Here is a 25,994-nt window from a genome sequence, read left to right as displayed (position 1 = left end):
GATAAGCATGATGAACATTTACACCATTTCCTGAAAATGTTGTAGAATTTTGTTGTTGACTTACCTTTTCGACCGCATTCCCTTGAGTTGTTTCAGGCTTTCGTCCTCTTGAAACTTCTCGTATTCTGATGAACCTTTTGCTATGAGGGCAATTTTTCCCTCTGAATCGTGGTGAATCCCCCAACCATAGCGTTTTACTAAAGGGGAGCAACGCAAACAAGCCTGGCCTTTTGAAAAAAACTCAGCTCTCGCTTCGGAATATTCAGACTCTATCAGGTCATTCTTTTCGGCATAAGCCTGAAAAACAACATCATCGGATGTATGTTGATAGGGATTTTTACTAATTATATCATAATGGATATTAGCGATCGAACGCTTATCGCCTTTTTTAGGCGGAACTTCCGAGTTTGAAACGGGACAATCTTCTGCGACTGCAATAAAGGCATCCTGGTAGTTGGTGCTATGTATTTTCATAGGTAATTAAAACGACTCTGGCTCAAGGGCAACTGAATCCGTCGTATCCATTGTACTCGTATCCACCATGCTTGTATCCATGTCCGTATTATCCATATTGTTCATGTCATCATTCATCGTGTCATTATTGGTATTTGGGTTTCCACAAGCGTGAACAACCAATCCTATAGCCAGAACCCCAACAAATTTAAATAACTTTTTCATTTCGTTGAATTTTTGATTTATAGTGTGTTAACAAGTATAAACCGCTTTGGTTTAAAAAAAATCGAACAATTTCCTATATTAAAAGTTTATAAACCAGAAACAAAGACAATGGAAAAGATACTTGAAGAGATAAAAGAATTCGCAGATAAGGCTCATGGGAATCAACTACGAAAATACACTCCCGACCGATACATTGTGCATCCCGTACGTGTTATGTTGCTCTGTAGGGAGTACACAGAGGATATCCCTATTTTAGCTGCAGCCCTTCTACACGATGTTTTGGAAGATACATCGATCACGGAACAGGAAATGAAAGACTTCCTTATCAGCAAAATGGAGTTAGAGAATGCAATAAAAACATTGAAGTACGTTATTGAACTTACGGATGTTTACACGAAAAAAGATTACCCACAACTAAACCGCAAACAGCGAAAGGCAAAAGAATTCCAACGTCTCAAACAAATCAGTGGTGAAGCACAGACCATTAAATATGCGGATATCATCGACAATTCCAAAGAAATCGTTGACCATGACCCCAGCTTTGCACCTGTCTTTCTTTCGGAATACAAAAGCCTTCTCAAAGACTTAACGGAAGGAAACCGAGAACTTTATGACCGTGCGAAAGAGACGGTCAATGAAGCAATGCCTTAACGTAACACCACCCTAAATTAATTTTGGCAACTTAACCTTAAGCATGAAAATAGACCTTAAAATTCTAAAAACAAGCGAAACAGCTCAGTTCGAAAGTTTAATCTCCATTTTCCATACCGCTTTCAATATGCAGCCTGATGAAGAAGCAAGTACAGCTCATTTGCATAAGCTGTTGCGCAGAGATTCCTTTTTGGTGATGGTGGCCACTGCTGATGATGAAGTGATTGGCGGATTGACCATTTATCTATTGGATCAGTATTATTCTGAAAAACCGCTGGCTTATATCTATGATTTTGCAATCATGGAAAAATACCAAAGAAAGGGCATCGGAAAGCAATTAATGGACTTTGCAAATGCTTATTGCAAAAAGATTGGTGCTCAGGAAGCTTATGTTGAAGCTGGACAAGCAGATATAAATGCAGTCTCTTTCTACCGAGCCACGAAGCCTAGCAAAGAAGAAGAAGTCCTACACTTCAGCTATGACCTTGAGAACGACCAAACCTGACAACTACTTTATAATCGCCATCATCGGGATAAAATGAATTAAGGAAAGGCGGTAGATACAGTGTCCCGAATAAATTAATTATAAACGAAAGATTGATATCGAAAAACTATCACCACTGAAGATGACCTCTCTTCCAAAAAAAGAAAGCAAGTAAACATATTAACGCGATGAGCGCGAGTACAGAAAAACCCAGTTTCATATCAAAATTATTCTTTATGAAATAAGGTTCTCCATTATGATCAATAAACCCAACAAATTTGTTAACTCCCCGTGAATGTGTAGAATTATTCTCATAAAAGTAAACATCAATTATATCACCGATCTTCAAATCATCGATCGTTTTAAGTGTGGGCTCACTATTTGGTTCGTAAATCTCAAATAGATAAGGATATGAATCGATAATCAGATATCGATATTTACCTTTATCCCGGTTAGGTAAATCGTTATATTCTATATCTAAATACTCAATTACTCCCGAAGTTTTATTAAAGTCTGTTTTGTCTTTAGAAATTTGCAACATGTAATAGATTGTCGCAACAGCAAGAGAAAGTGCTATCAATAGAATTTTACGCACAGAAGGTGTCATAGGGTATAGGTTATAATTAGTAATTTTTCAATAATATAAATCTAAAAATAGGTATTGTTTTCCTGAAACTAAAAAATAAATGTCATACTTGAAAAGCTCGCTACTCCAGCAATTTTACAATATCATCTACCATCAAATCCACCGATGTCAATCCCCCACCGGAATTGGATCAATTTATTTTCAATTTCATTGCGATTGGCTTTTTTTATTAAGGCCGAAACTGTTGAACCCGATTCCATTTTTCCTTATAACTGAAGGTGTCAATAACGCTTGAATCGGTTGCGTTCGGAATCGTTACTTTTCCATCCAGATCCAGTTGAGTTTCATTTACTTTATAGAGAATATCATAGGTACGTCCGACCATCCCCGGGTTAATCGCCACTTGAATGGTTTCTGAATAAACCGAGTCATTCTTAAGTTGGTAAGTCCCTTTCATCGTCTGAAAAACTTTACCAGGTCCAGTACTTACAAAAGCCTGAAAATCTCCGTTGTCAAGATATTGCTTCAACTGAACAATATTATTAATATTTGCTTCGTGACCATTGTTTACAGCTTTTCCTAATTGCCACATTCCAACGATTGAATTATTTTCTTTTTGTTGAGCCAGTATGAAGGTCGAGAGCAAGAGCCCTAGAGCCAAGATTAAAAAGGTCTTTTTCATATAATCGATTAGTGTCAATAAAAATAGGAAAAAAATAAATTCGTTAAGCAAAAAAGGTACATTTTATTACCTTTGTCCACCAATTAACCGGAGAACCTCTTTCAAAGGGCTATGGATCTAAAATGCTTTGTCTGTATAGCAAACGTTCTCTTATGATAGTTGGAGCCAAGGCTCTGTCATTTTTTTAAAATCCCCAAACTATATGAATTGGATTGATACAATCATTTTCATTGTCTATTTTATTGTTATGCTCGGCGTGGGTTTCTTTTTCTCTAATAAGAACAAGGATGAAAAAGATTACTTTGTTGGCGGCGGTAAGATGAAAAGCGGCCATGTAGGGCTTTCTGTCGTCGCCACCGATGTCGGCGGTGGCTTTTCCATCGGCCTTGGAGGCGTAGGCTTCACGATGGGCCTCTCCGGCTCCTGGTTGCTTTTTACCGGACTCATCGGTGCCTGGGTCAGCGCAGTTATCTTAATCCCCCTCGTATATAAATGGCAAGCACAGCATGGCAAACATTTCCTGACTATGGCGCAGGTTTTCGGCTTTCTTTATAACCGCAAGGTGGCGGTCGTAGCAGCCATTATATGTATCATCGGCTATACAGGTTTTACCAGCTCGCAATTCCTTGCAGGCGCCAAGCTAACTTCCGTCACCTTCCCTTCCATGGGGATCGATAATATGCTTATCATCATGGGGGGTATAGCGGTCGCCTATACCATGCTTGGTGGCATGAAAGCTGTGATTTATACCGACATGATTCAGTGGATCATCCTCTTGGCCGGACTGATGCTCGTAGCGGTACCCTTAACCTGGGTAGCCTTGGGTGGTTACGAGGGTATCATACCTTATCTTTCGGCCGATATGCTATCCTTAACAGCGAATCTCGAATGGCAGCATATCGTCAACTGGAGTGTTACCATCATACCGATCTGGTTTGTAGGGATGACCTTATACCAACGGATTTTCGCTTGCGAAAACCAGAAAGAAGCCCAAAAAGCATGGTATATAGCTGGTATACTCGAGTGGCCCTTTATGGCCTTTACCGGTGTCTTATTAGGGATGCTGGCCAATGTTGCTATCCAACAGGGCGTTGTGCCTGTCGAAGGCGGTGCCATTACCGATAGCGAAATGGGTATGCCGCTTCTGATACAAAGCATCCTACCGACAGGTCTTACAGGTGTCGTAGTTGCAGCCTATTTCTCAGCAGTGCTGTCGACCGCCGATAGCTGTTTAATGGCTGCTTCGGGGAGCTTTGTAGGCGACTTGATTCCCGAAAGCAAGAAAAACGAAAAAACCATTGTCCGCTTTTCGCAAATTGCAACCTTGATTTTTGGCGTATTTGCTATCTGGTTGGCTTTTAGTATGGAAAATGTACTTTCCTTAATGCTCTATGCCTATGCATTTATGGTGTCCGGCCTGTTTACACCGATTATAGCCGCCATGTTTTTGAAAAGGGTTTATTCCGAAGCCGCTCTAGCTGCTATGATTGTTGGTGGTACAGTAACTATCACGCTGATCATTTCAGGCGTCGACCTACCCTATCAGCTTGATGCCAATGTCTTTGGTTTAAGTTCTTCGGCCATCATCTATGCGCTGGTGCACTGGACCCTATCGGCCCGATCGCGTCAATTAATGCCCGATCGTGTCAATTAATTTATAATCCTTGACATATAAATTGGAAATTCTATATTTGCGGAGTAAGAAAATGAACGTAAAATGAAAAATACCTTTGTAAAAGCTGGTCTGGCCCTGTTGATATCAGCAAGTATGATGGCATGTAATAATCAGGGAGCCCCAGCGAATACAGCATCAAACGACAGTTTAGCAACAAATAACAAAGTTCTGACAACCGAATCCATTGTCTATGTAAATTCAGATTCTTTGTTGAACAACTACGAATATTTCAAGGATGTAAGAACCCGATTTGAGGAAAAAGCAAAGAAAGCGCAAGCCGATTTGCAATCAAAAGGAACGGCATTTCAACGTGAAGTAGCGGATTACCAAAAGAATGCCGGAACCATGACTGCAGAGCAGCGTGCCAATACCGAAGAAAGACTGGCCCGCAAACAAGAAGAATTAGGTCGCTTGAACCAGAACGCAAGCAGCTCTTTGGCTCAGGAAGAAATGGAAGAAAACGCTAAATTGTACGAAAAAGTTTCCACATATTTAAAGAAACACTCAAAAGAAAAAGGATACAAATTCGTATTGACCTACTCTACCTCGAACCCAGCTGTGCTTTATGCTGACGATGCTTTGGAAATTACCAAGGAAGTCGTTACCGGATTAAACGCTGAATACGAAAAAGAGCAGAAAGAAAAGAAATAATTGCTAGGGAATAAGCAAGATGACAGTCGACCGTTGTAAAATGGTCGACTTTTTTTATTTAAAGGTTATTTGTTCAATGGCTGTGCTTAAGCACCCGATCAATAAATTCATAGGCTTCAAAACGAACTTTAGGTGGAAAATCATGCTCTGCATCCGGATAACGAACCTGTAATTGATCAAAGGCATTTGCTGTCTTATATGCTTCTGTAATCAAGGGCACCCCAGCCTTCACTCCCTCAACATCAAAGTTGTGATCGTTAACCGGTGAGTTTGAAAAGAAAGCCCGGGGGGCTAACGTGGCAATTACTTCATCAAAATCGAAAGGAAAATCGTCACCGTTTGTACTATACTTGTCACCGATTAATGGCATATAGCGTTTTTGTGCCCATGGTTTTATCCTGTCGGCAGTAGCTCCCCCATTATAATAAGCCATTTTAGTCCAGCCGCAACTCGTTACCACCACTTTCAACCGCGGATCAAAAGCAGCGACAAATATCGAATTATGTCCGCCGAGCGAATGCCCGATCACCCCAATTCGCTCCGGATCAACAAAATCCAATGATTGTAGCAGATCCACACAGCGCATGTGGTTAACAATTGCTTTCATTGTTCCCGATTGATAACGATCTGTATCAAAATTATAATCGAGCTGCTCGCCCATGCTCGGATAGTCAGGAGCAATCACCACATACCCACGTTCAGCCAGCTCTTTTGCGTGCGCGCGATTCTCCTTTGGACTTTCACCATCCACCAGCCTCTTGCCCAAATTACCTGTGCCGTGCAAAACTAGCATAGCCGCTATTTTATCCTTATCCGCTACATTCTTTTTTTCTTCAGCACCGACCGGAATATACAGATAACAAGTAGCCTCTTCATTATCGGTTACCTTCAGGGTAACCAGATAGCGAGTGTATTTGTCCGTTACCAGACTATCCCGAATTTGCAGATCAGCTGGTTTCATACTTGATCGTTCAGGTAATGGCCCCATCACCGCCTGCATACTATCCAACACGGTCTGCCGATCTAGTTGCAATGTGTGCCCTTTTCCTGATTCTGCGGGCGCTTGCACCGAAAGCTGCCCCCCAGAAATATCCGGTTGGGAGATGTTTATCATCATGAAGAAAAAAGGGATCAGCAATCCAAGTTTAGGGACATTCAATATTTTCATTATAAAAAATTAAGGTTCTATACGATTTTTAAATATAAACACAATATCTTTATTATTGTAATCGTTTCATTTAAAAGAATATAGAATGAAAAAGCTCGCCTACCTCCTATTAGCAGCATTCCTTGTTACTAATTACAGCATCGCCCAAACAAAATATCCAGAACCTGTTGTTACAAAAGTTTCAAAATCCGATCAGGATGATAAAGCTTTTATGCTGAACTATTATCAGCAGACCTTAGACAATCTTAATAAAAGTGTGGCCGGTCTAACCGAGGAACAATTGAACTTCAAACCAGCACCTGATCGATGGTCTATCAGTCAGTGCCTTGAACATATTGTGACAACTGAGAAGATGCTCTTCGAAATGACCAAAAAGGGAATGGAAGCTCCCGCGAACCCGGAAGATCGGGACGATATCAAAGTAACGGACGAACAGGTTATTGCCGGTATGACCGATCGCAGTCATAAAGCTCAGGCCCCAGAGCAGCTTCTCCCTGACGGCAAATACAAAGATGCACAAACAGCAATTGCCGATCTTGAAAAAGCAAGGAAGCCTATTTTAGAATATATTAATGCAGTCCCTCTAGACGAGTTACGTAACCATGTAGGCAAATCACCTATGGGCTCTTTTGATTCCTATCAGTCATTCCTGTATATCCCAGGTCATACCGCCCGGCATACCGCACAAATCGAGGAAGTAAAAGCGGACAATAACTTTCCCAAAATTAAGAAATAGACCGATCGTAATAATCTCGTTTATTTAGATTGCGTTTGCGCCGGCTTCTGCAACAGTATGATCGTTTTCTACGGTACTTCCGCTTACCCCAATCGCTCCTACAATTTCTCCTGACGCATCTTTAATCGGGATACCACCGGGAAAAGTAATCAACCCATTATTTGAGTGTTCGATGTTGTATAAAGAACCTCCCGGTTGAGATAGTTCTCCGACAGAACCAGTATTCATATCAAAGAAACGGGCTGTCTTTGCTTTCTTTATCGATATATCCAAAGAACCTAACCAAGCTCCATCCATACGAACAAATGCTACCAAGTTAGCGCCGGCATCGACTACAGCAATGTTCATCTTCGTTTCCAGTGATCTGGCTTTTTCTTTTGCAGTAGAAATTATTTTCTCTGCCTGGTCTAGTGTAATATTCATAATTTTCTATTTTTCCGTTTGTATTTACTGGTTAACAAAAATCACGCATGATGGTTTAATTTTTGATTTATAATCAATTCTTGTTCAATTCTTTCTTATTCAAAAAATTCTAAAGCTCACATTTCATTTTTTATCCGTTCCGCTGCTGCTCTGACGTGGACGTTACGATTTGTAATGCCAGCGGGCACCCTTGCACCACACATTTTCTAATCTTGTTATTAATAAAGCGTCCTTAAACAGTAGTTAACCTGTGGTTAAACAGTCTTTTTACCACAGGTTGACCACTGTTTGAGGACTGTTTGACCACTGTTAGACCACTGTTCAACTAGCAGAAGTGTTCCAGAAATCCAGTAGCATTTTAAAACGAATTCAGTTGTTTTTGCTTTGAGTGTAACGGGATTGTGGTTGTTTCTCCAAGCTATTTTCTCTATGTTTGATAGCCTTATGGCTTTGGGATATCGTAACGCATGATGCATTTTACCGAGAAAGTAGAATCTTTAAAAGCACGGATTATTGATCAGGTAAAACCGCTGATCCAGGAAGATTTTGTTTACCTGGACCTTCCCTATCATAATAATATCGGTGACACGCTTATCTGGGAAGGGACTCTGCAATTTTTTAAGCATATCCCTCATCGATGTACCTATAAATCATCTGTTGTAACATTCAAAGAATCAAGAATCAATCCTAAAGGCGGCACCATCCTGCTTCATGGTGGTGGTAATTTCGGCGATCTTTGGCCCGAGCACCAACGCTTCCGGATGGATATCATTCAGAACTATCCTTATCACCGGATCATTATTTTACCACAAACTTTCTTCTATGAAGATCAGGAGCTGATGAAGAAGGACGCCAAAATCATGGCACAGCATCCAGACCTCCACATCTGTGCGCGCGATGATAAATCGTTCGCCCTGCTTAGCGAGCACTTTAGCGACAACTATATCCTACTCGTGCCGGACATGGCCTTTTGTATACCTAAGCAAGTGCTGGAAAAATACCGTGTTAATGAAGAAGACAAAACGTTGATTCTGAAAAGGAAAGACAAAGAGCTTCCCGAGGGTAGCATTGAGAAGTTGCAGCCGGCCGGCAAGAACATTGAGATCCGCGACTGGCCTTCACTTGAAACCAGCGAACCGCCTTCAAAAAAGCTGTTCGCTATTTCAAACAATAAATACAGTTCCAGAGGTATGGTAGACTGGTACGCACACCATATTTTTAAAAACAAACTTCTCAAGATCGGTGTTGCTTTTGTCAGTCAGTATAAAGAAATTTATACAACCCGTTTACATGTAGCCATTTTAGCCGTTTTACTGCACAAGCATTGTTATTTTTTGGATAATTCGTATGGGAAGAACAGTACGTTTTACAGCACCTGGTTCAGCGATCTGGAAGGCATCAGCTTTATCAAATAAATCTTGTAGTATCTAATATTAGCCATGAAGGTTTCAATCATCATACCCGTTTTTCAAGTAGCAGACTTTATCGAACGTTCGCTCACATCAGCATTAAACCAAAGCTATGGAAATATTGAGGTCATCTTGGTTGATGATTGTGGAACGGATAATAGCATGGCTCTTGCCCGGTCAGTCTTAGACAAGCACCCCCGTGGCTCCTCGGCGTCAATTGTCGTCCATGAAAAAAACCGCGGCTTATCCGCCGCACGCAATACCGGTGTCGTGCACGCAACGGGAGACTATGTGTACTTTTTGGATAGCGATGATGAGATAACCAATAACTGCATCGAACTGATGATGGAGCCCATAGGAGAATCGGATCTTGACTTCGTCATTGCCGACTACGAAGTAGCCGGCTCCGATATACCTTATCCACCGCTCCGTCTGGCTCGGGGACCGTTGCGCTCGGACGAGCGGATTTTGTTGAGCTACCTGAATGAAGATTGGTACATGATGGCCTGGAACAAGCTGGTTAACAGAGATTTTCTACTCGCAAACAATCTCACCTTCAAAGAAGGTTTGATCCATGAAGATAATTTATGGTCTTTTCAGCTTGCCTGTTTAGCCGAATCAGCCTTCGTTATCAGCGATAGTACTTATATCTACCACATACAGGATGAATCCATCACTCAGAAACCTTCGCTAAAGAATTTTAAATCCTACTTGCGGATTATAGATAACATGCAGGAGTTTGTAGATAAAGACAATAAGCTAAAATCACATCTTGAAGTATACCAGTTTATCGAGCGATTGAAATCGTATTTCTTCTTTCGGATTGCGACGGCGGATATAGACGAGCGCTTCAAAATTGCCGCTTACAAGCATTTGCGAAAGGATAGTTATAAAAATGCGTTGCTTTACCTATCGAAACATAAATTTCTGAAATCAAAAGTAAGGATCAAATTCCACTCGCGGTTAATCATGCACTATTTAATGCCGGTAGACCGGGGTTATCAGAATTACAAGAAACTCGTGGTGGATGTTCATGGAGGTTAAGAAAGCGACTTCAGCATATAACCGCTGCCGTACACATTTTTTATAACTATACCAGGGTAATCCTTCAATAATTGCCGTACCCTATAAATTGCCGCGTCAAGCAGGTTATTGTATTTGTAATCATCCGAGTGCCAAATTTGCTTCAAGAGCACTTGCCGGGAAATAACCAGATCCTTTCTTTCCAATAAGAACTCCATTAATTTGGCATCCTTTTCACGTAAATTGTGTTTATCCGAACTAATCGTTAGCGTTTGCGACTGAAGCTGTATCTCATAAGCTCCTATTTTGTAGCTTTTAAGCTCTTTCGGCACACTCAATACATGCTGTATCAAAGCCAAAACCGCTTGTGGCAAGATAGGCTTAGGCATAAAATTTAAGCTGCCCAGTTCATAAGCTCGAATTTGGTTCTCGTCATTAAACTCCGTTCCCGTTATTAAGATAGCGGGTGTTGTCAGGTCTTTATCCCGAATCGTAGAAATAATATCAAATCCATTTTTATCTGGCAAAATAATATCCAGAAGAATCAAATCAGGCTTCTTCTCATTATACAAAGCCAAGCCCTCTTCTCCAGTCGTAGAAACAAACACTTCAAAGCCGTGATCTTCAAAGAATTCCTTCAATGGAACAGCCAGACCTAGATCATCCTCTATAAATAATATTTTCTTCCGCATCATCTATACCTGAAATATAATACAAATTTAGCAATAAAGAGTGCTTGGATTCAAATTCAACTTGCTAGAGGTAAACGCACCGAAAAGGTGGAGCCTACCCCAAGTTCACTATCAACGTTGATCGAGCCACCATGTTCCTCGACAACCAGCTTACAATAAGTCAGCCCTAGGCCAAAACCATTGGCGTTCGTCTGTTGAACATTAGATGAACGGAAGTAGCGGTCGAACACCTTAGTCACTTCAGCCTTTGCTATACCGATACCGTTGTCCTTCACCCGGATAAGCAAGCCCTCCTTGCCGTCCTGCACATCCACATCTATCTTCAGGTAATCTTTGGAATATTTAATCGCGTTCTCTATCAGGTTGTCCAGTACATTTGACATGTGCAAGAGGTCCATGGTAAAATACTCGAATTTACTGTTGAATTTAACATCGAGATCAATCTTCTTTTCGGGCGTTTCAGCGTATTTCTTCTTCACACGTTTAAAAAAGTCAGGCAGGTAAACCGAAACCCTGTTCAGAGCCAGATGAGGCTCCGTACCCTTACTGATGCTTTGGATACGCTCTGTGTATGCGGTTAGCTTGTTAAGCTCCAACAACGTGTTTTCAGCATATTGGCTTGCTTTATCAGGGTTCTCTTTTTTAAGATAATATGGGATGAGCGAAACCTGTGCTACCGCACTGGAAATCGGGCGCTTGAACTCATGGGTCAGCGTGTTGATGGACTCTTTCCTCATGGCTTCAACCTTTTCCTTCCAAAAGAATGTTCGAATAATGGTAAAAAGAAAAAAGACACAGAAGGAAATTAAAAGAAAAGACAATAATAACTGGAAGGCCATTCGTTTCAAAACAGCTGTTGATGTAGTTTCCGCATAGGCCCGGACTCCAATAGTTTCAAAAATATCAACAACAACCAGTTCAGATGACAACCATTTGCGAGAGGGAGAAGAAATACTACTCGAACTTCGTAACACTTTACCAGTTTTCAGATCTATATATTCGATTACTGTACGTGCCAACGGAAATTTATATCTCGTCAGTTCTACCCGAAAAAGACTATCGAGTTGCTGAACATTTAATGGTAGATCATCTTTTAATAGAAATTGAAAAAGCTTTTTCTGAGCATTAGGATCGTAACGATCGAAGGTCACTTGTAATGATGTATCAGCTGATCGTAGGGTTTTGGTAATATAACGCGATGTGTCCTTCGGATCCGTCAAACGCGAAAAGGCGATAGTTCCCCCCATTTGTTCATGTCTGCTTGATACCTCCTTCAATATTGCTGTTTCAATAGCTTTAGCAACAATTTCCGTGAATTGAACTCGATAAACCTGATTCATATTATGCACCCAGATGCCCTGACCAAATAAAATCGCAATTAAGATTGAAGTAACTATTATTCTAATTCGCTTATTTTCTACGTTCATACTCCAAAAAACTTCTCGTGGAACCGAAATAACGAATATAGACAATATTCAACTACTTTTTTATTAGCAATACAGCATTTTCAAAACATAATTAATAGCTGACAGCATATAATTCGATAAGAATTGAGCAAGAATTGAGCACTAGCAATTATCTAGCTAAGTAGCTCATAATACTTATTTTGATCCCGATAATCAATTAACTCAAAACTAAGACTAAGCAATGAAAAAGTATATCAAATTTATTATAATCTGTTTTGCAATAGCAATATCCTGTATTATAAACCTAGAAGGCGACGAAAAATATGAAAATTTTCTGCTTAAATTGGAAATTGTTGAAGCCTTAGCAGATTCCGAAAACCCTGAACCCTACTGTTATCATTTGGGCTCTCTAGATTGTCCTACCAGTACTATAAAGGTTAAATACGTTCTATAAATAATGAAAAGAGGCTTCCGAATCGTATTTAATTTATTCTTTGTGATTCTTCTACTTTCCTGCAACAAAGCAAAGAGTAAAAAGCTTATGCACTTTGATGATAAAATTCAACTTGCCGGTACTACTGTACCGATTACTGACATACATCTTAAATACCCTTTCCGGCTTCGACAAGGAGGATCTTTACTTTATATAATGGATCTACATCCAAAGGCACATTATGCTCATGAATTTGCATATCCTTCTTTAAAACATAAAAATAGCTTTATGAAATATGGTCAGGCTCCTAACGATTTTTTGGATGCAGAAAACATTCGGTTGGATGAACATGGAATTCTTTGGTCGTTAGATGCCAACAAACAAAAACTAGTTTCTTTCTCTAATGGTTTTACGGAACCAGACAAAACAATCTTATTGGACGATGATCTCATTCGTGTACTCGATTTCGACTTCTTGAATGATTCAACATTCATTGTACCAGACTATACAGGAGAATACCGGATTAATCTCATAAACCATGAAGGGAAGATAATTGATCGTGTCTTTAAGATACCTGCAAGCGATGTTTTAGAAACCAAGACTCCTCAAGTTGCTTTAGCCCAAGCCTGGCGTTCGTTTATAGATTATAATGCTGAACATGGTATCCTTGCGATGGTTAGTCAGTTAGGCCAAGTGTTGGAAATCTATGATCTAAAAAAGAAAAGAACGATCAATATAGTAAAAAACGAAGAACCAGAGTTCATTGTAAAAGGAGGCCATGCTATCCCCAACGGCATAATGGGTTATAGTGATGTGTACGTAGGAAACGAAAGTATCTATGCATTATTTTGGGGTCATTCTTTTGAAGACATTAAACGAGGAAAAGTGACACACGAAGGCGGAAACAGCATACACGTTTTCTCTCTTGACGGTACGCCAAAGATTGAATATAAGTTAGACTCTTATATCACAGGTTTCCATATCAACGAAAAAGACAAATATATCCTAGGTCTTGACGTAAATAGTAATCAACCTTTAAAAAAGTTCAGATATGACTAAAAAAGCTACACTATTACTTTTAACATTTTGTGTCATCATTGGCGCTTGTAATCGAGAAAACAAAAAAGCCGAAAAAATAGTATCCGAGTGGATGGGGAAAACAATTCAGATACCGGAAGATATCGATGCTTACTCTTTGAACAGAGACACTTTTATGAGTTCCTCGAATGCTAATTATAAAGTATTCTTATATACCGATTCTACCGGTTGTACCAGTTGTAAACTACGATTGCAAGCATGGAAAAATTACATCCAAGAAGCTGATTCCTTGTTTGGAGATGAGGTTGATTTCCTCTTCTACTTCAAACCACAAAACGAAAAGGAACTACAACATTTAATTCTCCGTGATAAATTTGACCCTATTATTTATATGGACAGAGCCGGCAAATTACAGGAGCTAAATTCCTTCCCTTCAGAAATGGAATATCAATGTTTCCTCTTAGATCGCGAAAACAAAGTAGTGTCAATAGGCAACCCCACACTCAATCTAAAGATTTGGGAATTATATAAACAAATTATCAACGAATAGGGTGACCAGGAATAGAACCTTTTTATGTCAAAAATAAAATCGGTACTAAGACCTATCGGTTTCTACCTTTCGCTCGCGATTATAACCATTTTGATTGTTGTGTTGTTACGTGTATTTGTATTCTCAATATACACCATACCTTCCAACTCCATGTCTCCTACACTTATGATAGGAGATAAAATTCTTGTCAACAAACTACTGTTTGGAGGTAGGATTATCAATCTATTTAATTCGAATCCCGAGAAATCATTGATCCGTATAAAAGGGATGAGAAAAATCAAACACAATGAGTTAATAGTATTTAATTTTCCACATCGAGATACCTGGGCAAAGATCGAAATGGACTTAAATCGCTATTTCATTAAACGATGTATTGGTTTGCCTGGCGACACGATTGAAATTATAAATGGCTTTTTTAAAATTCATGGAAAAATGGGATCATCAGGATTAACCTCATCCCAAGAGAATATTAGCTTAATGTCAGATTTAGACTTGAAAAGAATGGAGCGTATATACACAACATTCCCCTATGATTCTGTTTACAATTGGAATATCAAAGATTTCGGCCCCCTATATATTCCAAAAATTGGGGATAGCTTGCAAATTGATTCTCGTAATTACATTCTTTATAAAAAACTGATCGAAGACGAAACCGATCAGAAGCTTTCCATGGAGGCCGGTGAAATCTATCTGGATACTCAGAAAATCGATCACTTTGTATTCAGCCGAAACTATTATTTTTTAGCTGGCGACAACGGGTTAAACTCCCAAGACTCACGTTATTGGGGACTTCTGCCTGAATATTGTATCACGGGGATCGCAACAAGGATTTGGAGTTCAAAAAATCCAGCAACTGGAAAACATAGGTTTGAACGGATTTTAAAAAGAATCGAGTAAATGTGGACGCCAAATTTAAAACTTATACTTAGCTATATATGTACAACACCCTTAATGTTATTGTTATGTACAGTTTTCGTAGTTGATGATTCCATAACTCAAGGAATTGTTATTGGTCAAACCTTTTGGTTCTACAAAACCTTGCCAGCTGTCGCTTTAGCTACCTTTTGTTCCTATCTGATCAACAAAAATCCTATCGGGTTTTCCATAGTCGATGGCTTGTTTTTATTATTTATGATATCGGGAATAGTAATAACCTGGTTTCCAGCAAGAGAGCTGACACCGATCACGCAGACACTATTCAATGTTTTGATCTTATATTTCCTTATTAAGATACAGCTATCTCAAGTTCATAATTCATCTGTAATCTTGATAGTTTGTTTTTTATTATCAGGATTTATTGAAGCGGTCTGGGGTCTAAGACAGCTATATGGATTCACTCATTCCCAACATTCGCTGTTCAAAACTACAGGATCATTTTATAATCCTGGGCCTTATGCAGGTTATCTGGCAATGATAGCTCCCATGGCATTACATTTTTTTCTACGCGGAAACAATGCATTAAATGGAAAAATTACAAGAAACGCAATATTAGCAATTGCAGCCACATCATTTATATCTATCGTAATTATTCTCCCTTCCACAGCTAGCCGTGCTTCGTGGCTTTCCGCAATCGCGGGATGCCTAGCTGTTATGATTTTTAATAATCGACAGCTAATTAATCTCTTTGCGACAGTTAAACGGAAAAAAATTGCCTTTATTTCCTTTATTGGACTTATGGCTCTCACTGTTGCATTTTATAGTCTCTATGTCTTCAAAAAAGATTCAGCAGACGGTAGATTCCTGATCTGGAAAAATACAATCGAACAAATTAAAGACAATCCATTTGGTGTTGGTATAGGATTCTATGCAGGAAGCTATGGTAAATATCAAGCAGAATATTTCGAAAACAAAAATGGAACGGAACAAGAAGAAATGATTGCAGGTGTTCCTCAATACGCATTCAATGAATATCTTCAGATATGTGCGGAGTGGGGAATTTTTCCCTTTTTGCTTTTCCTTACAATTTTAGCTCTCTCCATTTCTTCGGCTATTAAGAACAAAAAGATAGCACCGTTAGGTGGTTTGATTTCTTTATTGGTGTTTGCGGGTATGTCCTACCCTTTTAGTCTAATGCCATTTGTTATTTCCCTTATCGTCCTGATCGCTATATGCAACTCTTCAGAAGACTACGAAAGTATCAATAAACCGATCGCACGAGTTCCTGTATTTTTGTTTTACATTTCTGCATTTTGTTCGACTGTATATATTGCTGCTCAGCAGAAGGAGATATATGAATCTTATCAAGCATGGACAAAGTCTCGTTACCTATACAACACAAAATCTTATGAAACAGCAGAAAAGTCATATTCAGAAGAATATGAGGCTTTAAAACACAATGTAGAGTATCTTTTTGAATATGGTCATATACTATCCAATATAAAAGACTATCGTACTAGCAATTTAATCTTAGGAAGAGCTAAGGAGCGCAGTTGCGACCCCATGATATATAATATTTTAGGAAAAAATCATCAAGCATTGGGAGAATATGATCAGGCTATTGAACATTATTTATTTGCAATGAACTTGGTTCCTCATAGGTTGTATCCATCTTATTTGTTGACACGATTGTACATAGAAATCAATGATTTGGAGAAAGCAAAAGAAAGTGTACAGAACCTATTAGATACGAATATTAAGATTACTTCGCCTGCAACCGAACAAATGAGAAACGACATGAAAAACGTTTTAGATTCGCTTGAAAAAACTACTTCCAGATCCACAACCAACGACTTTGTCGATGGTTGTGAAAATTGTTTTTAGAATCTTCAAATTAAATATCATAATCGTAAACCAATAAATAGTTCAAATCTTCTAATGGATCCCAAGTTATAATTCTCTTTCTCTCTTCATCAATTACACAAGTCATAATATTATTATCAAATTCCAACAAAACTTTAGGCTTTAAATCCCAATCATAAACTTCCATCAGGAAGTCGAAATGCCTTTTGCCCATGTTCATTGGAAACGGCTGCAATGTTTTAAATTTATATCCGGAATACTGTGCAAAGACATTTTCCGCACTAGCATAAACGTATACGTACTGATAAATATTATCATATAAACTCGAGTTAAAATTATTCGGCCTTTCTTTTGTCATAGAAACAACATTTGTTTGAAAAAGGCCTCTATCATCAGATTGATTAGCGGTTATTCTATTTATGAAATTGTGTCCAGTAACGATTCTATTGCCATAATTAGCAAAATGGAAAAAATCCATAGACTGACTATATTCACCGCCTAAATAGCTCTCAATTCCCGTGTCGAATTGTATTGTATCGACTATGCTCTCCTGATTCAGGTTATATGATACAACCTTGTTATCTACTGATAAATAAAGAAGGACAGAATCATTGACAAAACTCAATTCCTGAAGAGGGAACTTAGTAGGTTCATTCATATTCTTTCGTTCAACAAGTTCAGCAGACTCATTAGTAATATTATACAAATTGATATTCCGAGTTCTTTGATCGAAAACAGCAAAATGTTCGTTGTCAACACTACGGGAAATACGAGGTGCAAGATACTCATCTTCACTTTCTCCAAATGAGCCAAAACTGTAAAGGAAGTCTAGTGTTTCGATAGAATACACATAAAAACAATGTGAATCAGGAATTCGATCGTTTTGAATAATCAAAAAATCGTCATATATAGTCATATTTACAGGTTTTATTACCTGATCTATTTGCTGCTTTTGAGCAGTTAATGTAATATGCCTTGGAAACTCTTTCGTTTCCCTAGTTTCGCTATTGTTACATGAGAATAGTAACACAAGTCCTATTATAAATAAATATAAATTACGCATATATTATATAGTAAAATTTAAATTTAAGGGAGCTTTTGCTCCCTTAAATCAGATCAACAACCCCAAGAATCACAACTCGAAAAATAGCTTGTATAAGTACAATCACATTTTAATATTTCTTGAGTTCCCCATCCAACATCTTTGCATCCGTTCGGGCAATCGGCACCTTCACCATTGGCCAAAGCCTCTATATTATTCATAGTCAAGGCAGATGTTTCATTGGCACCAATGCCAACATTTAAGTTTAATGCCATTACGGCGGCAAATGCTGTAGCAGCTACAGCTCCCAAAATTTTCTTTTTCATTTTTTCTTACTTTTAAAATTATTCATTCTGCTTATTTAACTGTGTCTCTATCTACAGTCAATCTTTACATTTTAAATTTATGCTTCCGTATATTCCTCCTTTCTTTTTTGGTATTTCAAACGAGTTTTAAAAGAGCGACCACTTAAAAAGGGTTTAATTCAACTCTCTCCTTAAAGTTGCTTTAAACATGTAATAAAGATATTACCTAATCATCCGTTTTCTTCAATAATCGAGATACTCAATTCTTTCTGAATTCTTTTTCAATCCCCAATCCCGGAAAAGTTGGGTCTAATATTTACCCCAATAGAGACAATATTTCGAGAAAGAATTGAGTAAGATTTCACTATTTATATTCTTTTGTTCATCGTTCGCTAGGCAGTAGATTTACAAAAAAACGTTTTGCCAATTCTTATGACCGAAAATATTATAACGAAATGCCTTTTAGTTACTGTTGTTTTTTCAACGGTTTTCTTTTCCTGTTCAAATTCAAAAAACAAGGATGAAAACGAGAATACGGAGAACATCGTCCTACCAGATGCCGATAATCTTGTTAAAGTAAAAACAGTTGAAATCAAAGATTTCAATAGGGATATTGTTTCGAATGGTATTGTGTCCGCAGCAAAGAAAGCTGACTTGAGGTTTGAACAGCCAGATGTGATTGAGCACATATATGTCAAAAATGGTCAGCGGGTAGCTGTCGGACAGAAAATAGCAAGTCTCGACAGGTTCAACTATCAAAATGAACTGGATCAGGCTTCAGATGCTTTAAAACAAGCGCGACTGGAATTACAGGATGTTTTGATCGGTCAGGGCTATACGCTGGAAGACTCCGTCAACGTTCCCAAAGCAATTATGGAGTTGGCAAGGGTTCGTAGCGGATATGATAAGTCTATTATTCAATTTCGGCTTGCTGACCACAACCTAAAGAACACCGTACTTTATGCGCCTTTTTCAGGTATCATCGCAAACCTCTTTACACAGGAACATAATATACCCGCTTCAGATGAACCGTTTTGTACGGTTCTGGCAACGGGCAGTTTTAACGTCGATTTCAGCGTACTGGAAAGTGAATTACAGCTTATTCAAAGTAATAATAAAGTACGCGTAATGCCTGTCTCTTATAATGGCAAAGTAGCTGAAGGAAGGATAACGGAAATAAACCCCCTGGTCGACAAAAACGGCATGGTGAAAATTCAAGCTGGTATCTCGCAAACTGGAGGCATGAAGCTGTATGATGGAATGAACGTGAGGGTGCAAATTCAGAAACTGCTAGCCAAACAGCTGACAATACCCAAGGAAGCATTGGTGTTGCGAAATAATAAAGAAGTAGTTTTTACCTACGAAAATGGTAAAGCACAGTGGAATTATGTGACGGTCGGCGGTGAGAACGCTTCTGAATACATGATCGCTGAAGGCTTGAACGAAGGCGATCAGGTAATTTATGACGGTAACGTAAACCTGGCGCATGAGACAGTGGTAAAAGTAACGGAATAAAAAATGGTTAGACACCTGATAAACAGACCTATTGCTGTATTTATGGCGGTCACGGCTTTTTTCATTATAGGCATGATTACCTATATGAATGTTCCGGTTTCATTATTGCCTAATATACCAATCCCAGAAATTACGGTGCAGGTTTCTGGAAACAACATCTCTGCGCGTGAGCTTGAAAATTCGGTTGTATCCCCAATAAGACGCCAGCTGCTGCAGGTAGGCAAGCTACAAGACTTGAGAACCGAGACGCGAGACGGGAACTCAGTTATTAAGCTTAATTTTAAATACGGGGCTGATATTGACTTAGCATTTATTGAAGTCAATGAAAAGATTGATGTGGCGATGAATTATATTCCACGTTCGATTGACCGGCCAAGAGTGGTAAAAGCCAGCGCTACAGATATTCCGGTATTCAAACTGAACCTGACGCTGAAAGAGGATTTACCCTATGGTGAGCATAACATGGCCTCTTTTCTGGAATTGAGTGAACTTTCTGAATCAGTCATCAGAAGAAGAATCGAACAGTTACCGGAAATATCCATGGTTGACATGACGGGTCTGGTAAAAAAGCAGGTAAGCATTATACCTGATAAGCAAACCCTGGCAATATCAGGAATCACGTATGCAGACCTGGAAAATAGCCTGCTCAATAACAACATTGAGCCGGGAAGCATGAAGATTAAAGACGGGCATTATGAATATAACATCAACTTCTCATCTCTGTTGCGGACAGTCTCTGATGTTGCAAATATTTACATCAAAAAAAATGAGAAGATCTATCAGTTTAAGGATATAGCTCAGATTAAGGAGGTGCCGATTCAGGAAAAGGGTATCTCTTTTTACAATGGGAAGCGTGCGATAGTTCTGGACATCATCAAGCAAGCGGATGAGAATATGGCTACCATGCAGGAAGGTTTGAGCGATGTCGTCGACCAACTTCGGCTGAATTACCCTCAGATTGCTTTTGATATTTCTCAAAACCAAACCGAGTTACTGGATTATACCATTTCAAATCTGCAACAAAACCTTATTCTCGCATTTATTTTCGTGTGTCTGGTATCCATATTTTTTCTAAGCGATATCCGTGCGCCGCTTATTATCGGAATCAGTGTGTTTGTTTCACTTATTATTGCATTTCTCTTTTTCTATCTGTTCAATATTTCGTTGAATGTGGTTTCGCTTACGGGGTTGATTCTGGCTCTAGGAATGATGATTGATAATTCGATTATTGTTACGGACAACATCGGCCAATATCAAAAAAAGGGCTTGACACTTGACGATGCCGTTGTAATGGGAACGAACGAGGTTATCGCGCCAATGCTGAGTTCTGCATTGACCACCATATCGGTATTCATGCCCCTGATTTTTCTAAGTGGTATTGCAGGAGCGATTTTTTTTGATCAGGCATTTTCGGTTGCTGTGGGACTGATGGTCTCCTATCTGACGGGGATTATGTTTGTACCGGTTTTGTACAAAACGGTTTACTCCATAAAGCCAAAGGGCACTATAAACTTCGCTAAACGCTTTGGAAGTAAAGACAGTAGAACTGAACCCAATAATGAAAAAGAGCCCCTTCATCATAGAATTTACCATCAAGGAACAGACTGGATCTTCAGACATAAATTACTCACGGCGACGGTTATGGTGGCATTACTTCCTTTCTGCTTTCTGCTACTGCAACTTATTCCTAAAGAAAAGATGCCTGATATCAGTCAAAATGAACTGGTAGTTACGGTCGAATGGAATGAAAATATTAATCTGGAAGCGAACGAAAACAGAATCAGACACTTCCTTCAAAACCTTGATTCCGGTGTTATAGAAAGCGCAGCACTCGTAGGTGAACAACAGTTTCTGCTGAATAAAGATCGGGAAAAGACATCTACTGAATCTGAAATTTATTTGAAGGTGCCTAGTGATGAAGACATCCCTGTTATTACAAAGAAGGTTCAGGATTATTTTTCGGGAAACCATCCAGATGCTGCGATAAGCTTTGCGCCTTCCAATACGATCTTTGAGAGTATTTTCGCAACCAATGAGCCAGATTTGACAATGGAGTTATACAAAAAGAACATCCACCGGTCAATTACAGCGGGTGAAATTGAAAAAATGGGTAACGATCTTTCGCATATAACGGCTCAAGTCCCCTCTATCGAATCCTTCGAAAATCAGATTAATATTCATATCGATCGCGCTAAATTACTGTTGTATAATGTGTCTTTCAACACACTTTTGCAAACATTGGAAACCAGTTTGAGCGAAAGTGAAATAACGACACTCCGCTCCTATCAGCAATATCTTCCTATTGTGGTAGCCAGTAACCAAGAGACCGATCTACATGACATATTGGAAAGCTCACTTGTACAAACTGAGGCTGATGAAAATGGTAGAACGGAATCCTTGCCCCTGAACAGTTTTGTCAGCACGACTACCTCAGAAGATTTAAAATCAATTATTGCGGGCAGGACTGGTGAATATATACCTTATCATTTTTTTGAAACTAATCATGCTGAACAGCTTATCGATAAAATTGAGGCGAATCAGGCTTCCTTCTCAGATTGGGATATCAGTTTTTCAGGTTCCTACTTCACAAACAACGAGATGCTGACCGAAATGATGATCATCTTGGCCATATCCATCATGCTGATGTATTTCATCTTAGCGGCACAGTTTGAAAGTTTTGTCCAGCCACTGATTGTACTTTTAGAAATACCGATTGCGATAGCAGCTGCGCTAGCTTTACTGTTGATTTTGGGACATTCTTTAAACTTAATGTCAGCAATCGGAATTATTGTGACTTGTGGCATTATCATCAACGATAGTATTCTGAAAGTTGACATGATGAATCAACTTCGCCGATCGGGTGTCCCCCTCATAGAATCTATTCATGAGGCAGGAAAACGAAGGCTCAATGCCATACTCATGACTAGTTTAACATCAATTGTTTGTATGGCACCCTTACTTTTCAGTAGTGATATGGGGTCTGAACTTGAGAAACCGCTCGCAATCGCTACGATTGGTGGCATGGTCATAGGAACCATTATCAGTGTATTTGTGGTACCCCTAGCCTATTGGGCGATTTATAGAAAACAGGAAAAGAATTGAGAAAGAATTGAGAGGATGATTCTCTTGGGATGATGTTTTATGAGCTGTAATTTTAAAATATTTCGAAATTAAATATTCATCACACATAGGAATAAGAACACGAATCTTACTTCTATAGATTAAAAAAAGGAGGTTTGATATAACAAAAATACATTTATATGTATATATCTGAAGACTACTGAAATGATATATGTAGTCATTTATTTAATTCACATTATTAATCTAAAACAATGAAAAAGAAAATCTTAACAGCTTCAGCTGCAATCGTCGTTGCATTATTTGCAGCAATTAATTTAAATATTAAAAAAGATGATAATAACATCTCAATGTTAACTATGAACAATATAGAAGCTTTGGCGACTGGTGAAGAAGATGACAAAGAGACTTGTTATAATACGATTACGACTAAAGAAGGAAGTCAAGTACGATATTGTCAAACTTGCGAATTTGTGGACGGAACTTACGCATGGAACTCTTCCTCCGATAAATGTTAATTATTATCTAGTTACACCCTCCAGTTGTGGAGGGTGTTTTAACTCTTAGTCAATATTCAATGAGAAAAAAAAACATTCATCTGATGATCTTGGTCTTTGCCATATTAACAGTTGGTTGTAAAGAGTCAATCACTAATAATATGGCGTTTAAACAGGTTGATTTCGTTAAAAAATTTCCAAAAAGCGTTACTTTAAAAGAAAGAACCTTCGTTGACATCGATGTAATTGGTATTCGTAATTTCGCTATACATGACTCACTATTAATTTTTTCTACAATCGACGATGATGGCCTGTGGTCATTTGTTTCACTAAATGATTATTCGATACTTGGCAATTTCTTGACAATAGGCGAAGGCCCTTTTCAGTTCTTACAACCTCCGAGTATAGCTACTAAAGGCACTCTTCACACATACGACTCGCTCTATGCATATATTTATGACTCTCAAAGGGGTAGATTATTAAAAATGAATATTGACAAATCAATTAATGATAAAGCTTTAAGTATTTCGATTGTAACGGACTCTATTCCACCTTTTTTATTTAATTCAGTTGTAATTGATTCGTCACAATATTTATTCAAGGAAGCGAGCCCAGATCTAACTCAGCAACTTAGGTATCTATATCACAGAAACGAAAAGAAAACGTCTGAAGTGCTAAATGTATTGAATAGTGCTAAAATCGAAATGAATGAAGATATTAATATACTATCGACCATTACAAAAGCTCACAATAAAAATGGAAAGATAGTTGAAATGCCCATTGGTCTAAATCATCTTAACATTTACTCCTTGGATGGTATTTTCAAAAAAACTGTCTCGGTTGAATCAAAATTAAACGACATAAATAAAATCCAACAAAAAAGTCTAGGTGACAGACTTTATACGTTTGCTGACTTAAGATTGTTCGATAACTATTTTGGAACTCTGCATATTAATGAAAAGGAATCGATCTATCAGACAAACCGAGAAAAAAAACCCCGAATTCTGTTCTTTGATTATGACGGAAAACCACTAATAGAGATTAACCTTGAACATCATATTACGTCTTTCGATTTCGATCTCAATAGAGGTGAAATGTATACTTTTGATGTTCATTCGGATGAACTCTATAAATACGACATCAGACAAATATTACAAGAATTGAGATGAGAATGGCGATAAAACGGCTGAGGGCGATTGCTACGATTGGTGGTATGGTCATAGGAACCATTATCAGTGTATTTGTGGTGCCTCTCGCCTATTGGGCGATTTATAGAAAACAGGAAAAGAATTGAGAAAGAATTGAGGAGGTGATTCCTTTTGAATTAAAACTACCACTTCATAATTTCAAAGCAAAGTCAACTACTTCAGTGCCCGATATATAATTAACTCAAATGTACCATTATTGCCTGTTTATATTTTTTTGCTTTTTCCTTGTCTTAGGATCATGTAACGTCGATAATCAAAACACTCGTTTAAATGTCTTAACTCTTGATTTTAAAGAACAAGGGTCTGATCCCTATGATCTATTAGCAACAAATTATATAAAGTTAAAAGCTGACGAAAAACTAATTGAAGAGTCCATAATCCAAGTAGACTATGCTCTTAATAAAATATTTATTTTGACGGAAGGACCTGATGCATATCTCTCAGCATTTGACTTATCTGGTAATTTTATTAGCCAAATCGGTAGTCGAGGGAAAGAAAAAGGGCAATTCGTTATGGCAAATTCTTTCAGTATCGATGAAGAAGCTGGATTAATATCCATTGTTGACTTCGTCCAAAAAAAAGTAGTCAATTATAGTCTATACAGTTATAATTTCATAACGGAAATAAACTTACCAATACGATCTACCAGCTTTGAATATTTAGACGATAAGCAGTATTTGATAAAGAATGTTGACGATGAGCCTAACCATAAAGAATGGGAATTTCTCCTATCTAACCGGAAAATGGCTGTAACAAACACTTATATAAAAAAAATATCCAGTCTACCTCAAAACTTCAAGAAGACGATCTATAAAAGCCAAGGGAACATTCATGCTTATGCACAACTTAACCCAATCGTTTATTCTTTTAACGATAACAAGTTTGAACCTGTGTATAACCTGCGGTTCGGAAATTTTGAGCTCCCACCGAAAGAATACCTCGATAAACTATCCGATAAAAAAGAAGGAGCTCTGAAAACATTACGTAATTCTGAATATATTTCTCATTACGACATTTTAGAAACTGGAAACATTTTAAATACTTATTACACCGTCTCCAATCAACACTTTCTTGGACTATATAACAAACGGAGTGGTGAAACTCTTGGTTTCACAACAAAGATATTCGAAGATAAGATGAAGATTGGAGGTATGAGTAAACCGGTCGGAAGAATTAATGAATTTATCGTCGCTACTCTACTCCCATCTGATTTGCGAAATAAAAAAAATGCAGGTTATGATCTTGATCTGGAACTAGAATGTTTGCTCGATCGTGAAAGCACTGACAATAGTCCGATCCTCTTTTTATACAAATTCAAAATATAG

The 25,994-nt window shown here is 38.4% G+C and carries 28 protein-coding genes; 18 read left to right on the top strand and 10 right to left on the bottom strand.

Features of this window, described 5'->3' with window-relative positions; genetic code table 11:
- Nucleotides 1–60: 60 nt before the first annotated feature.
- Nucleotides 61–474: a DUF6157 family protein gene (locus D3P12_RS08180; RefSeq protein WP_118194514.1), complete on the bottom strand. Its 414-nt coding sequence runs from the start codon at nucleotides 472–474 to the stop codon at nucleotides 61–63.
- A gap of 6 nt (nucleotides 475–480) precedes the next feature.
- On the bottom strand, nucleotides 481–678 hold the full coding sequence (locus D3P12_RS08175; RefSeq protein ID WP_118194513.1) for a hypothetical protein: 198 nt from the start codon (nucleotides 676–678) through the stop codon (nucleotides 481–483).
- Between the two features lie 108 nt (nucleotides 679–786).
- Here D3P12_RS08175 and D3P12_RS08170 point away from each other — a divergent pair, with 108 nt between their 5' ends.
- Entirely contained in the window at nucleotides 787–1,329 is a 543-nt protein-coding gene (locus tag D3P12_RS08170) for an HD domain-containing protein (protein WP_118197031.1), read from the top strand.
- A 43-nt stretch (nucleotides 1,330–1,372) separates the two neighbouring features.
- Nucleotides 1,373–1,834, top strand: coding sequence for a GNAT family N-acetyltransferase (locus tag D3P12_RS08165; RefSeq protein WP_118194512.1), 462 nt, complete (start codon nucleotides 1,373–1,375; stop codon nucleotides 1,832–1,834).
- 109 nt (nucleotides 1,835–1,943) lie between these two features.
- Here the strand turns inward: D3P12_RS08165 and D3P12_RS08160 are convergent, their stop codons facing one another.
- Both D3P12_RS08160 and D3P12_RS08155 read right to left on the bottom strand, forming a co-directional pair.
- Nucleotides 1,944–2,420: a hypothetical protein gene (locus D3P12_RS08160; RefSeq protein ID WP_118194511.1), complete on the bottom strand. Its 477-nt coding sequence runs from the start codon at nucleotides 2,418–2,420 to the stop codon at nucleotides 1,944–1,946.
- A 208-nt stretch (nucleotides 2,421–2,628) separates the two neighbouring features.
- Nucleotides 2,629–3,081 carry a DUF4488 domain-containing protein gene (locus D3P12_RS08155; RefSeq protein ID WP_118194510.1) on the bottom strand — a complete coding sequence of 151 codons (453 nt, stop codon included), beginning with the start codon at nucleotides 3,079–3,081 and terminating at the stop codon, nucleotides 2,629–2,631.
- 202 nt (nucleotides 3,082–3,283) lie between these two features.
- Between D3P12_RS08155 and D3P12_RS08150 the strand changes: the two genes are divergently transcribed.
- Nucleotides 3,284–4,735, top strand: a complete 1,452-nt coding sequence (locus tag D3P12_RS08150; RefSeq protein WP_118194509.1) for a sodium:solute symporter family protein — start codon at nucleotides 3,284–3,286, stop codon at nucleotides 4,733–4,735.
- A gap of 63 nt (nucleotides 4,736–4,798) precedes the next feature.
- Entirely contained in the window at nucleotides 4,799–5,407 is a 609-nt protein-coding gene (locus D3P12_RS08145) for an OmpH family outer membrane protein (RefSeq protein ID WP_118194508.1), read from the top strand.
- Nucleotides 5,408–5,480: 73 nt separating this feature from the next.
- Here D3P12_RS08145 and D3P12_RS08140 read toward each other — a convergent pair whose 3' ends face one another.
- Complete coding sequence (locus tag D3P12_RS08140) at nucleotides 5,481–6,575, bottom strand: alpha/beta hydrolase (protein ID WP_118194507.1); 1,095 nt, start codon at nucleotides 6,573–6,575, stop codon at nucleotides 5,481–5,483.
- An 85-nt stretch (nucleotides 6,576–6,660) separates the two neighbouring features.
- Between D3P12_RS08140 and D3P12_RS08135 the strand changes: the two genes are divergently transcribed.
- On the top strand, nucleotides 6,661–7,311 hold the full coding sequence (locus tag D3P12_RS08135) for a DinB family protein (protein WP_118194506.1): 651 nt from the start codon (nucleotides 6,661–6,663) through the stop codon (nucleotides 7,309–7,311).
- Between the two features lie 24 nt (nucleotides 7,312–7,335).
- On the opposite strand, the gene D3P12_RS08130 is transcribed toward D3P12_RS08135, so the two are convergent.
- Nucleotides 7,336–7,734, bottom strand: coding sequence for a GlcG/HbpS family heme-binding protein (locus D3P12_RS08130; RefSeq protein WP_118194505.1), 399 nt, complete (start codon nucleotides 7,732–7,734; stop codon nucleotides 7,336–7,338).
- Nucleotides 7,735–8,201: 467 nt separating this feature from the next.
- Between D3P12_RS08130 and D3P12_RS08120 the strand changes: the two genes are divergently transcribed.
- Nucleotides 8,202–9,149 carry a polysaccharide pyruvyl transferase family protein gene (locus D3P12_RS08120; protein WP_205941074.1) on the top strand — a complete coding sequence of 316 codons (948 nt, stop codon included), beginning with the start codon at nucleotides 8,202–8,204 and terminating at the stop codon, nucleotides 9,147–9,149.
- A 24-nt stretch (nucleotides 9,150–9,173) separates the two neighbouring features.
- A complete protein-coding gene (locus tag D3P12_RS08115) occupies nucleotides 9,174–10,187 on the top strand; it encodes a glycosyltransferase family 2 protein (RefSeq protein WP_118194503.1) in 1,014 nt (337 codons plus the stop codon).
- On the opposite strand, the gene D3P12_RS08110 is transcribed toward D3P12_RS08115, so the two are convergent.
- Both D3P12_RS08110 and D3P12_RS08105 read right to left on the bottom strand, forming a co-directional pair.
- Nucleotides 10,184–10,861, bottom strand: coding sequence for a response regulator transcription factor (locus D3P12_RS08110; protein WP_118194502.1), 678 nt, complete (start codon nucleotides 10,859–10,861; stop codon nucleotides 10,184–10,186). The two genes, D3P12_RS08115 and D3P12_RS08110, sit on opposite strands and share 4 nt — an antisense overlap.
- A 53-nt stretch (nucleotides 10,862–10,914) precedes the next feature.
- Nucleotides 10,915–12,285, bottom strand: coding sequence for a sensor histidine kinase (locus D3P12_RS08105; RefSeq protein WP_118194501.1), 1,371 nt, complete (start codon nucleotides 12,283–12,285; stop codon nucleotides 10,915–10,917).
- 220 nt (nucleotides 12,286–12,505) lie between these two features.
- On the opposite strand from D3P12_RS08105, the gene D3P12_RS15755 reads away from it, so the two are divergent.
- From D3P12_RS15755 to D3P12_RS08080, 5 genes are read left to right on the top strand one after another with little or no spacing between them, the layout of a single operon-like run.
- Nucleotides 12,506–12,718, top strand: a complete 213-nt coding sequence (locus D3P12_RS15755; RefSeq protein ID WP_118194500.1) for an NVEALA domain-containing protein — start codon at nucleotides 12,506–12,508, stop codon at nucleotides 12,716–12,718.
- 3 nt (nucleotides 12,719–12,721) lie between these two features.
- Nucleotides 12,722–13,756, top strand: coding sequence for a BF3164 family lipoprotein (locus tag D3P12_RS08095; protein ID WP_118194499.1), 1,035 nt, complete (start codon nucleotides 12,722–12,724; stop codon nucleotides 13,754–13,756).
- Nucleotides 13,749–14,285, top strand: coding sequence for a hypothetical protein (locus D3P12_RS08090; protein ID WP_118194498.1), 537 nt, complete (start codon nucleotides 13,749–13,751; stop codon nucleotides 14,283–14,285). Before D3P12_RS08095 ends, D3P12_RS08090 begins: the two co-directional genes overlap by 8 nt.
- Before the next feature lie 24 nt (nucleotides 14,286–14,309).
- Nucleotides 14,310–15,182 carry a signal peptidase I gene (lepB, locus tag D3P12_RS08085; RefSeq protein WP_118194497.1) on the top strand — a complete coding sequence of 291 codons (873 nt, stop codon included), beginning with the start codon at nucleotides 14,310–14,312 and terminating at the stop codon, nucleotides 15,180–15,182.
- Between the two features lie 54 nt (nucleotides 15,183–15,236).
- On the top strand, nucleotides 15,237–17,045 hold the full coding sequence (locus tag D3P12_RS08080) for an O-antigen ligase family protein (protein ID WP_157970291.1): 1,809 nt from the start codon (nucleotides 15,237–15,239) through the stop codon (nucleotides 17,043–17,045).
- Nucleotides 17,046–17,055: 10 nt separating this feature from the next.
- Here the strand turns inward: D3P12_RS08080 and D3P12_RS08075 are convergent, their stop codons facing one another.
- Entirely contained in the window at nucleotides 17,056–17,940 is an 885-nt protein-coding gene (locus tag D3P12_RS08075) for a hypothetical protein (protein WP_157970290.1), read from the bottom strand.
- Between the two features lie 200 nt (nucleotides 17,941–18,140).
- Nucleotides 18,141–18,392, bottom strand: a complete 252-nt coding sequence (locus tag D3P12_RS08070) for an NVEALA domain-containing protein (protein WP_118194494.1) — start codon at nucleotides 18,390–18,392, stop codon at nucleotides 18,141–18,143.
- 411 nt (nucleotides 18,393–18,803) lie between these two features.
- Here D3P12_RS08070 and D3P12_RS08065 point away from each other — a divergent pair, with 411 nt between their 5' ends.
- The 6 genes from D3P12_RS08065 (at nucleotide 18,804) to D3P12_RS08045 (ending at nucleotide 25,994) form a co-directional block, all read left to right on the top strand.
- Nucleotides 18,804–19,886 carry an efflux RND transporter periplasmic adaptor subunit gene (locus tag D3P12_RS08065; protein ID WP_118194493.1) on the top strand — a complete coding sequence of 361 codons (1,083 nt, stop codon included), beginning with the start codon at nucleotides 18,804–18,806 and terminating at the stop codon, nucleotides 19,884–19,886.
- A 3-nt stretch (nucleotides 19,887–19,889) separates the two neighbouring features.
- Entirely contained in the window at nucleotides 19,890–22,988 is a 3,099-nt protein-coding gene (locus D3P12_RS08060; protein WP_118194492.1) for an efflux RND transporter permease subunit, read from the top strand.
- Nucleotides 22,989–23,218: 230 nt separating this feature from the next.
- Entirely contained in the window at nucleotides 23,219–23,482 is a 264-nt protein-coding gene (locus D3P12_RS08055; protein ID WP_118194491.1) for an NVEALA domain-containing protein, read from the top strand.
- A gap of 59 nt (nucleotides 23,483–23,541) precedes the next feature.
- Entirely contained in the window at nucleotides 23,542–24,630 is a 1,089-nt protein-coding gene (locus tag D3P12_RS08050; RefSeq protein WP_118194490.1) for a TolB-like 6-bladed beta-propeller domain-containing protein, read from the top strand.
- A gap of 2 nt (nucleotides 24,631–24,632) precedes the next feature.
- Nucleotides 24,633–24,755, top strand: coding sequence for a hypothetical protein (locus D3P12_RS15650; RefSeq protein WP_262511130.1), 123 nt, complete (start codon nucleotides 24,633–24,635; stop codon nucleotides 24,753–24,755).
- Nucleotides 24,756–24,854: 99 nt separating this feature from the next.
- A complete protein-coding gene (locus D3P12_RS08045; RefSeq protein WP_118194489.1) occupies nucleotides 24,855–25,994 on the top strand; it encodes a 6-bladed beta-propeller in 1,140 nt (379 codons plus the stop codon).

The sequence above is a fragment of the Pedobacter indicus genome (genome assembly GCF_003449035.1).
Lineage (GTDB): Bacteria > Bacteroidota > Bacteroidia > Sphingobacteriales > Sphingobacteriaceae > Albibacterium > Albibacterium indicum.
Note: the sequence above shows the minus strand (reverse complement) of the source record. Positions and strands in the feature narration are given on the sequence as shown.

Excerpts from the sequence above, each read along its gene's own strand:
- D3P12_RS08180 (WP_118194514.1), bottom strand. The coding sequence starts at position 474 with ATGAAAATACATAGCACCAACTACCAGGATGCCTTTATTGCAGTCGCA.
- D3P12_RS08175 (WP_118194513.1), bottom strand. The coding sequence starts at position 678 with ATGAAAAAGTTATTTAAATTTGTTGGGGTTCTGGCTATAGGATTGGTT.
- D3P12_RS08170 (WP_118197031.1), top strand. The coding sequence starts at position 787 with ATGGAAAAGATACTTGAAGAGATAAAAGAATTCGCAGATAAGGCTCAT.
- D3P12_RS08165 (WP_118194512.1), top strand. The coding sequence starts at position 1,373 with ATGAAAATAGACCTTAAAATTCTAAAAACAAGCGAAACAGCTCAGTTC.
- D3P12_RS08160 (WP_118194511.1), bottom strand. The coding sequence starts at position 2,420 with ATGACACCTTCTGTGCGTAAAATTCTATTGATAGCACTTTCTCTTGCT.
- D3P12_RS08155 (WP_118194510.1), bottom strand. The coding sequence starts at position 3,081 with ATGAAAAAGACCTTTTTAATCTTGGCTCTAGGGCTCTTGCTCTCGACC.
- D3P12_RS08150 (WP_118194509.1), top strand. The coding sequence starts at position 3,284 with ATGAATTGGATTGATACAATCATTTTCATTGTCTATTTTATTGTTATG.
- D3P12_RS08145 (WP_118194508.1), top strand. The coding sequence starts at position 4,799 with ATGAAAAATACCTTTGTAAAAGCTGGTCTGGCCCTGTTGATATCAGCA.
- D3P12_RS08140 (WP_118194507.1), bottom strand. The coding sequence starts at position 6,575 with ATGAAAATATTGAATGTCCCTAAACTTGGATTGCTGATCCCTTTTTTC.
- D3P12_RS08135 (WP_118194506.1), top strand. The coding sequence starts at position 6,661 with ATGAAAAAGCTCGCCTACCTCCTATTAGCAGCATTCCTTGTTACTAAT.
- D3P12_RS08130 (WP_118194505.1), bottom strand. The coding sequence starts at position 7,734 with ATGAATATTACACTAGACCAGGCAGAGAAAATAATTTCTACTGCAAAA.
- D3P12_RS08120 (WP_205941074.1), top strand. The coding sequence starts at position 8,202 with ATGATGCATTTTACCGAGAAAGTAGAATCTTTAAAAGCACGGATTATT.
- D3P12_RS08115 (WP_118194503.1), top strand. The coding sequence starts at position 9,174 with ATGAAGGTTTCAATCATCATACCCGTTTTTCAAGTAGCAGACTTTATC.
- D3P12_RS08110 (WP_118194502.1), bottom strand. The coding sequence starts at position 10,861 with ATGATGCGGAAGAAAATATTATTTATAGAGGATGATCTAGGTCTGGCT.
- D3P12_RS08105 (WP_118194501.1), bottom strand. The coding sequence starts at position 12,285 with ATGAACGTAGAAAATAAGCGAATTAGAATAATAGTTACTTCAATCTTA.
- D3P12_RS15755 (WP_118194500.1), top strand. The coding sequence starts at position 12,506 with ATGAAAAAGTATATCAAATTTATTATAATCTGTTTTGCAATAGCAATA.
- D3P12_RS08095 (WP_118194499.1), top strand. The coding sequence starts at position 12,722 with ATGAAAAGAGGCTTCCGAATCGTATTTAATTTATTCTTTGTGATTCTT.
- D3P12_RS08090 (WP_118194498.1), top strand. The coding sequence starts at position 13,749 with ATGACTAAAAAAGCTACACTATTACTTTTAACATTTTGTGTCATCATT.
- lepB (WP_118194497.1), top strand. The coding sequence starts at position 14,310 with ATGTCAAAAATAAAATCGGTACTAAGACCTATCGGTTTCTACCTTTCG.
- D3P12_RS08080 (WP_157970291.1), top strand. The coding sequence starts at position 15,237 with ATGTTATTGTTATGTACAGTTTTCGTAGTTGATGATTCCATAACTCAA.
- D3P12_RS08075 (WP_157970290.1), bottom strand. The coding sequence starts at position 17,940 with ATGACTATATATGACGATTTTTTGATTATTCAAAACGATCGAATTCCT.
- D3P12_RS08070 (WP_118194494.1), bottom strand. The coding sequence starts at position 18,392 with ATGAAAAAGAAAATTTTGGGAGCTGTAGCTGCTACAGCATTTGCCGCC.
- D3P12_RS08065 (WP_118194493.1), top strand. The coding sequence starts at position 18,804 with ATGACCGAAAATATTATAACGAAATGCCTTTTAGTTACTGTTGTTTTT.
- D3P12_RS08060 (WP_118194492.1), top strand. The coding sequence starts at position 19,890 with ATGGTTAGACACCTGATAAACAGACCTATTGCTGTATTTATGGCGGTC.
- D3P12_RS08055 (WP_118194491.1), top strand. The coding sequence starts at position 23,219 with ATGAAAAAGAAAATCTTAACAGCTTCAGCTGCAATCGTCGTTGCATTA.
- D3P12_RS08050 (WP_118194490.1), top strand. The coding sequence starts at position 23,542 with ATGAGAAAAAAAAACATTCATCTGATGATCTTGGTCTTTGCCATATTA.
- D3P12_RS15650 (WP_262511130.1), top strand. The coding sequence starts at position 24,633 with ATGGCGATAAAACGGCTGAGGGCGATTGCTACGATTGGTGGTATGGTC.
- D3P12_RS08045 (WP_118194489.1), top strand. The coding sequence starts at position 24,855 with ATGTACCATTATTGCCTGTTTATATTTTTTTGCTTTTTCCTTGTCTTA.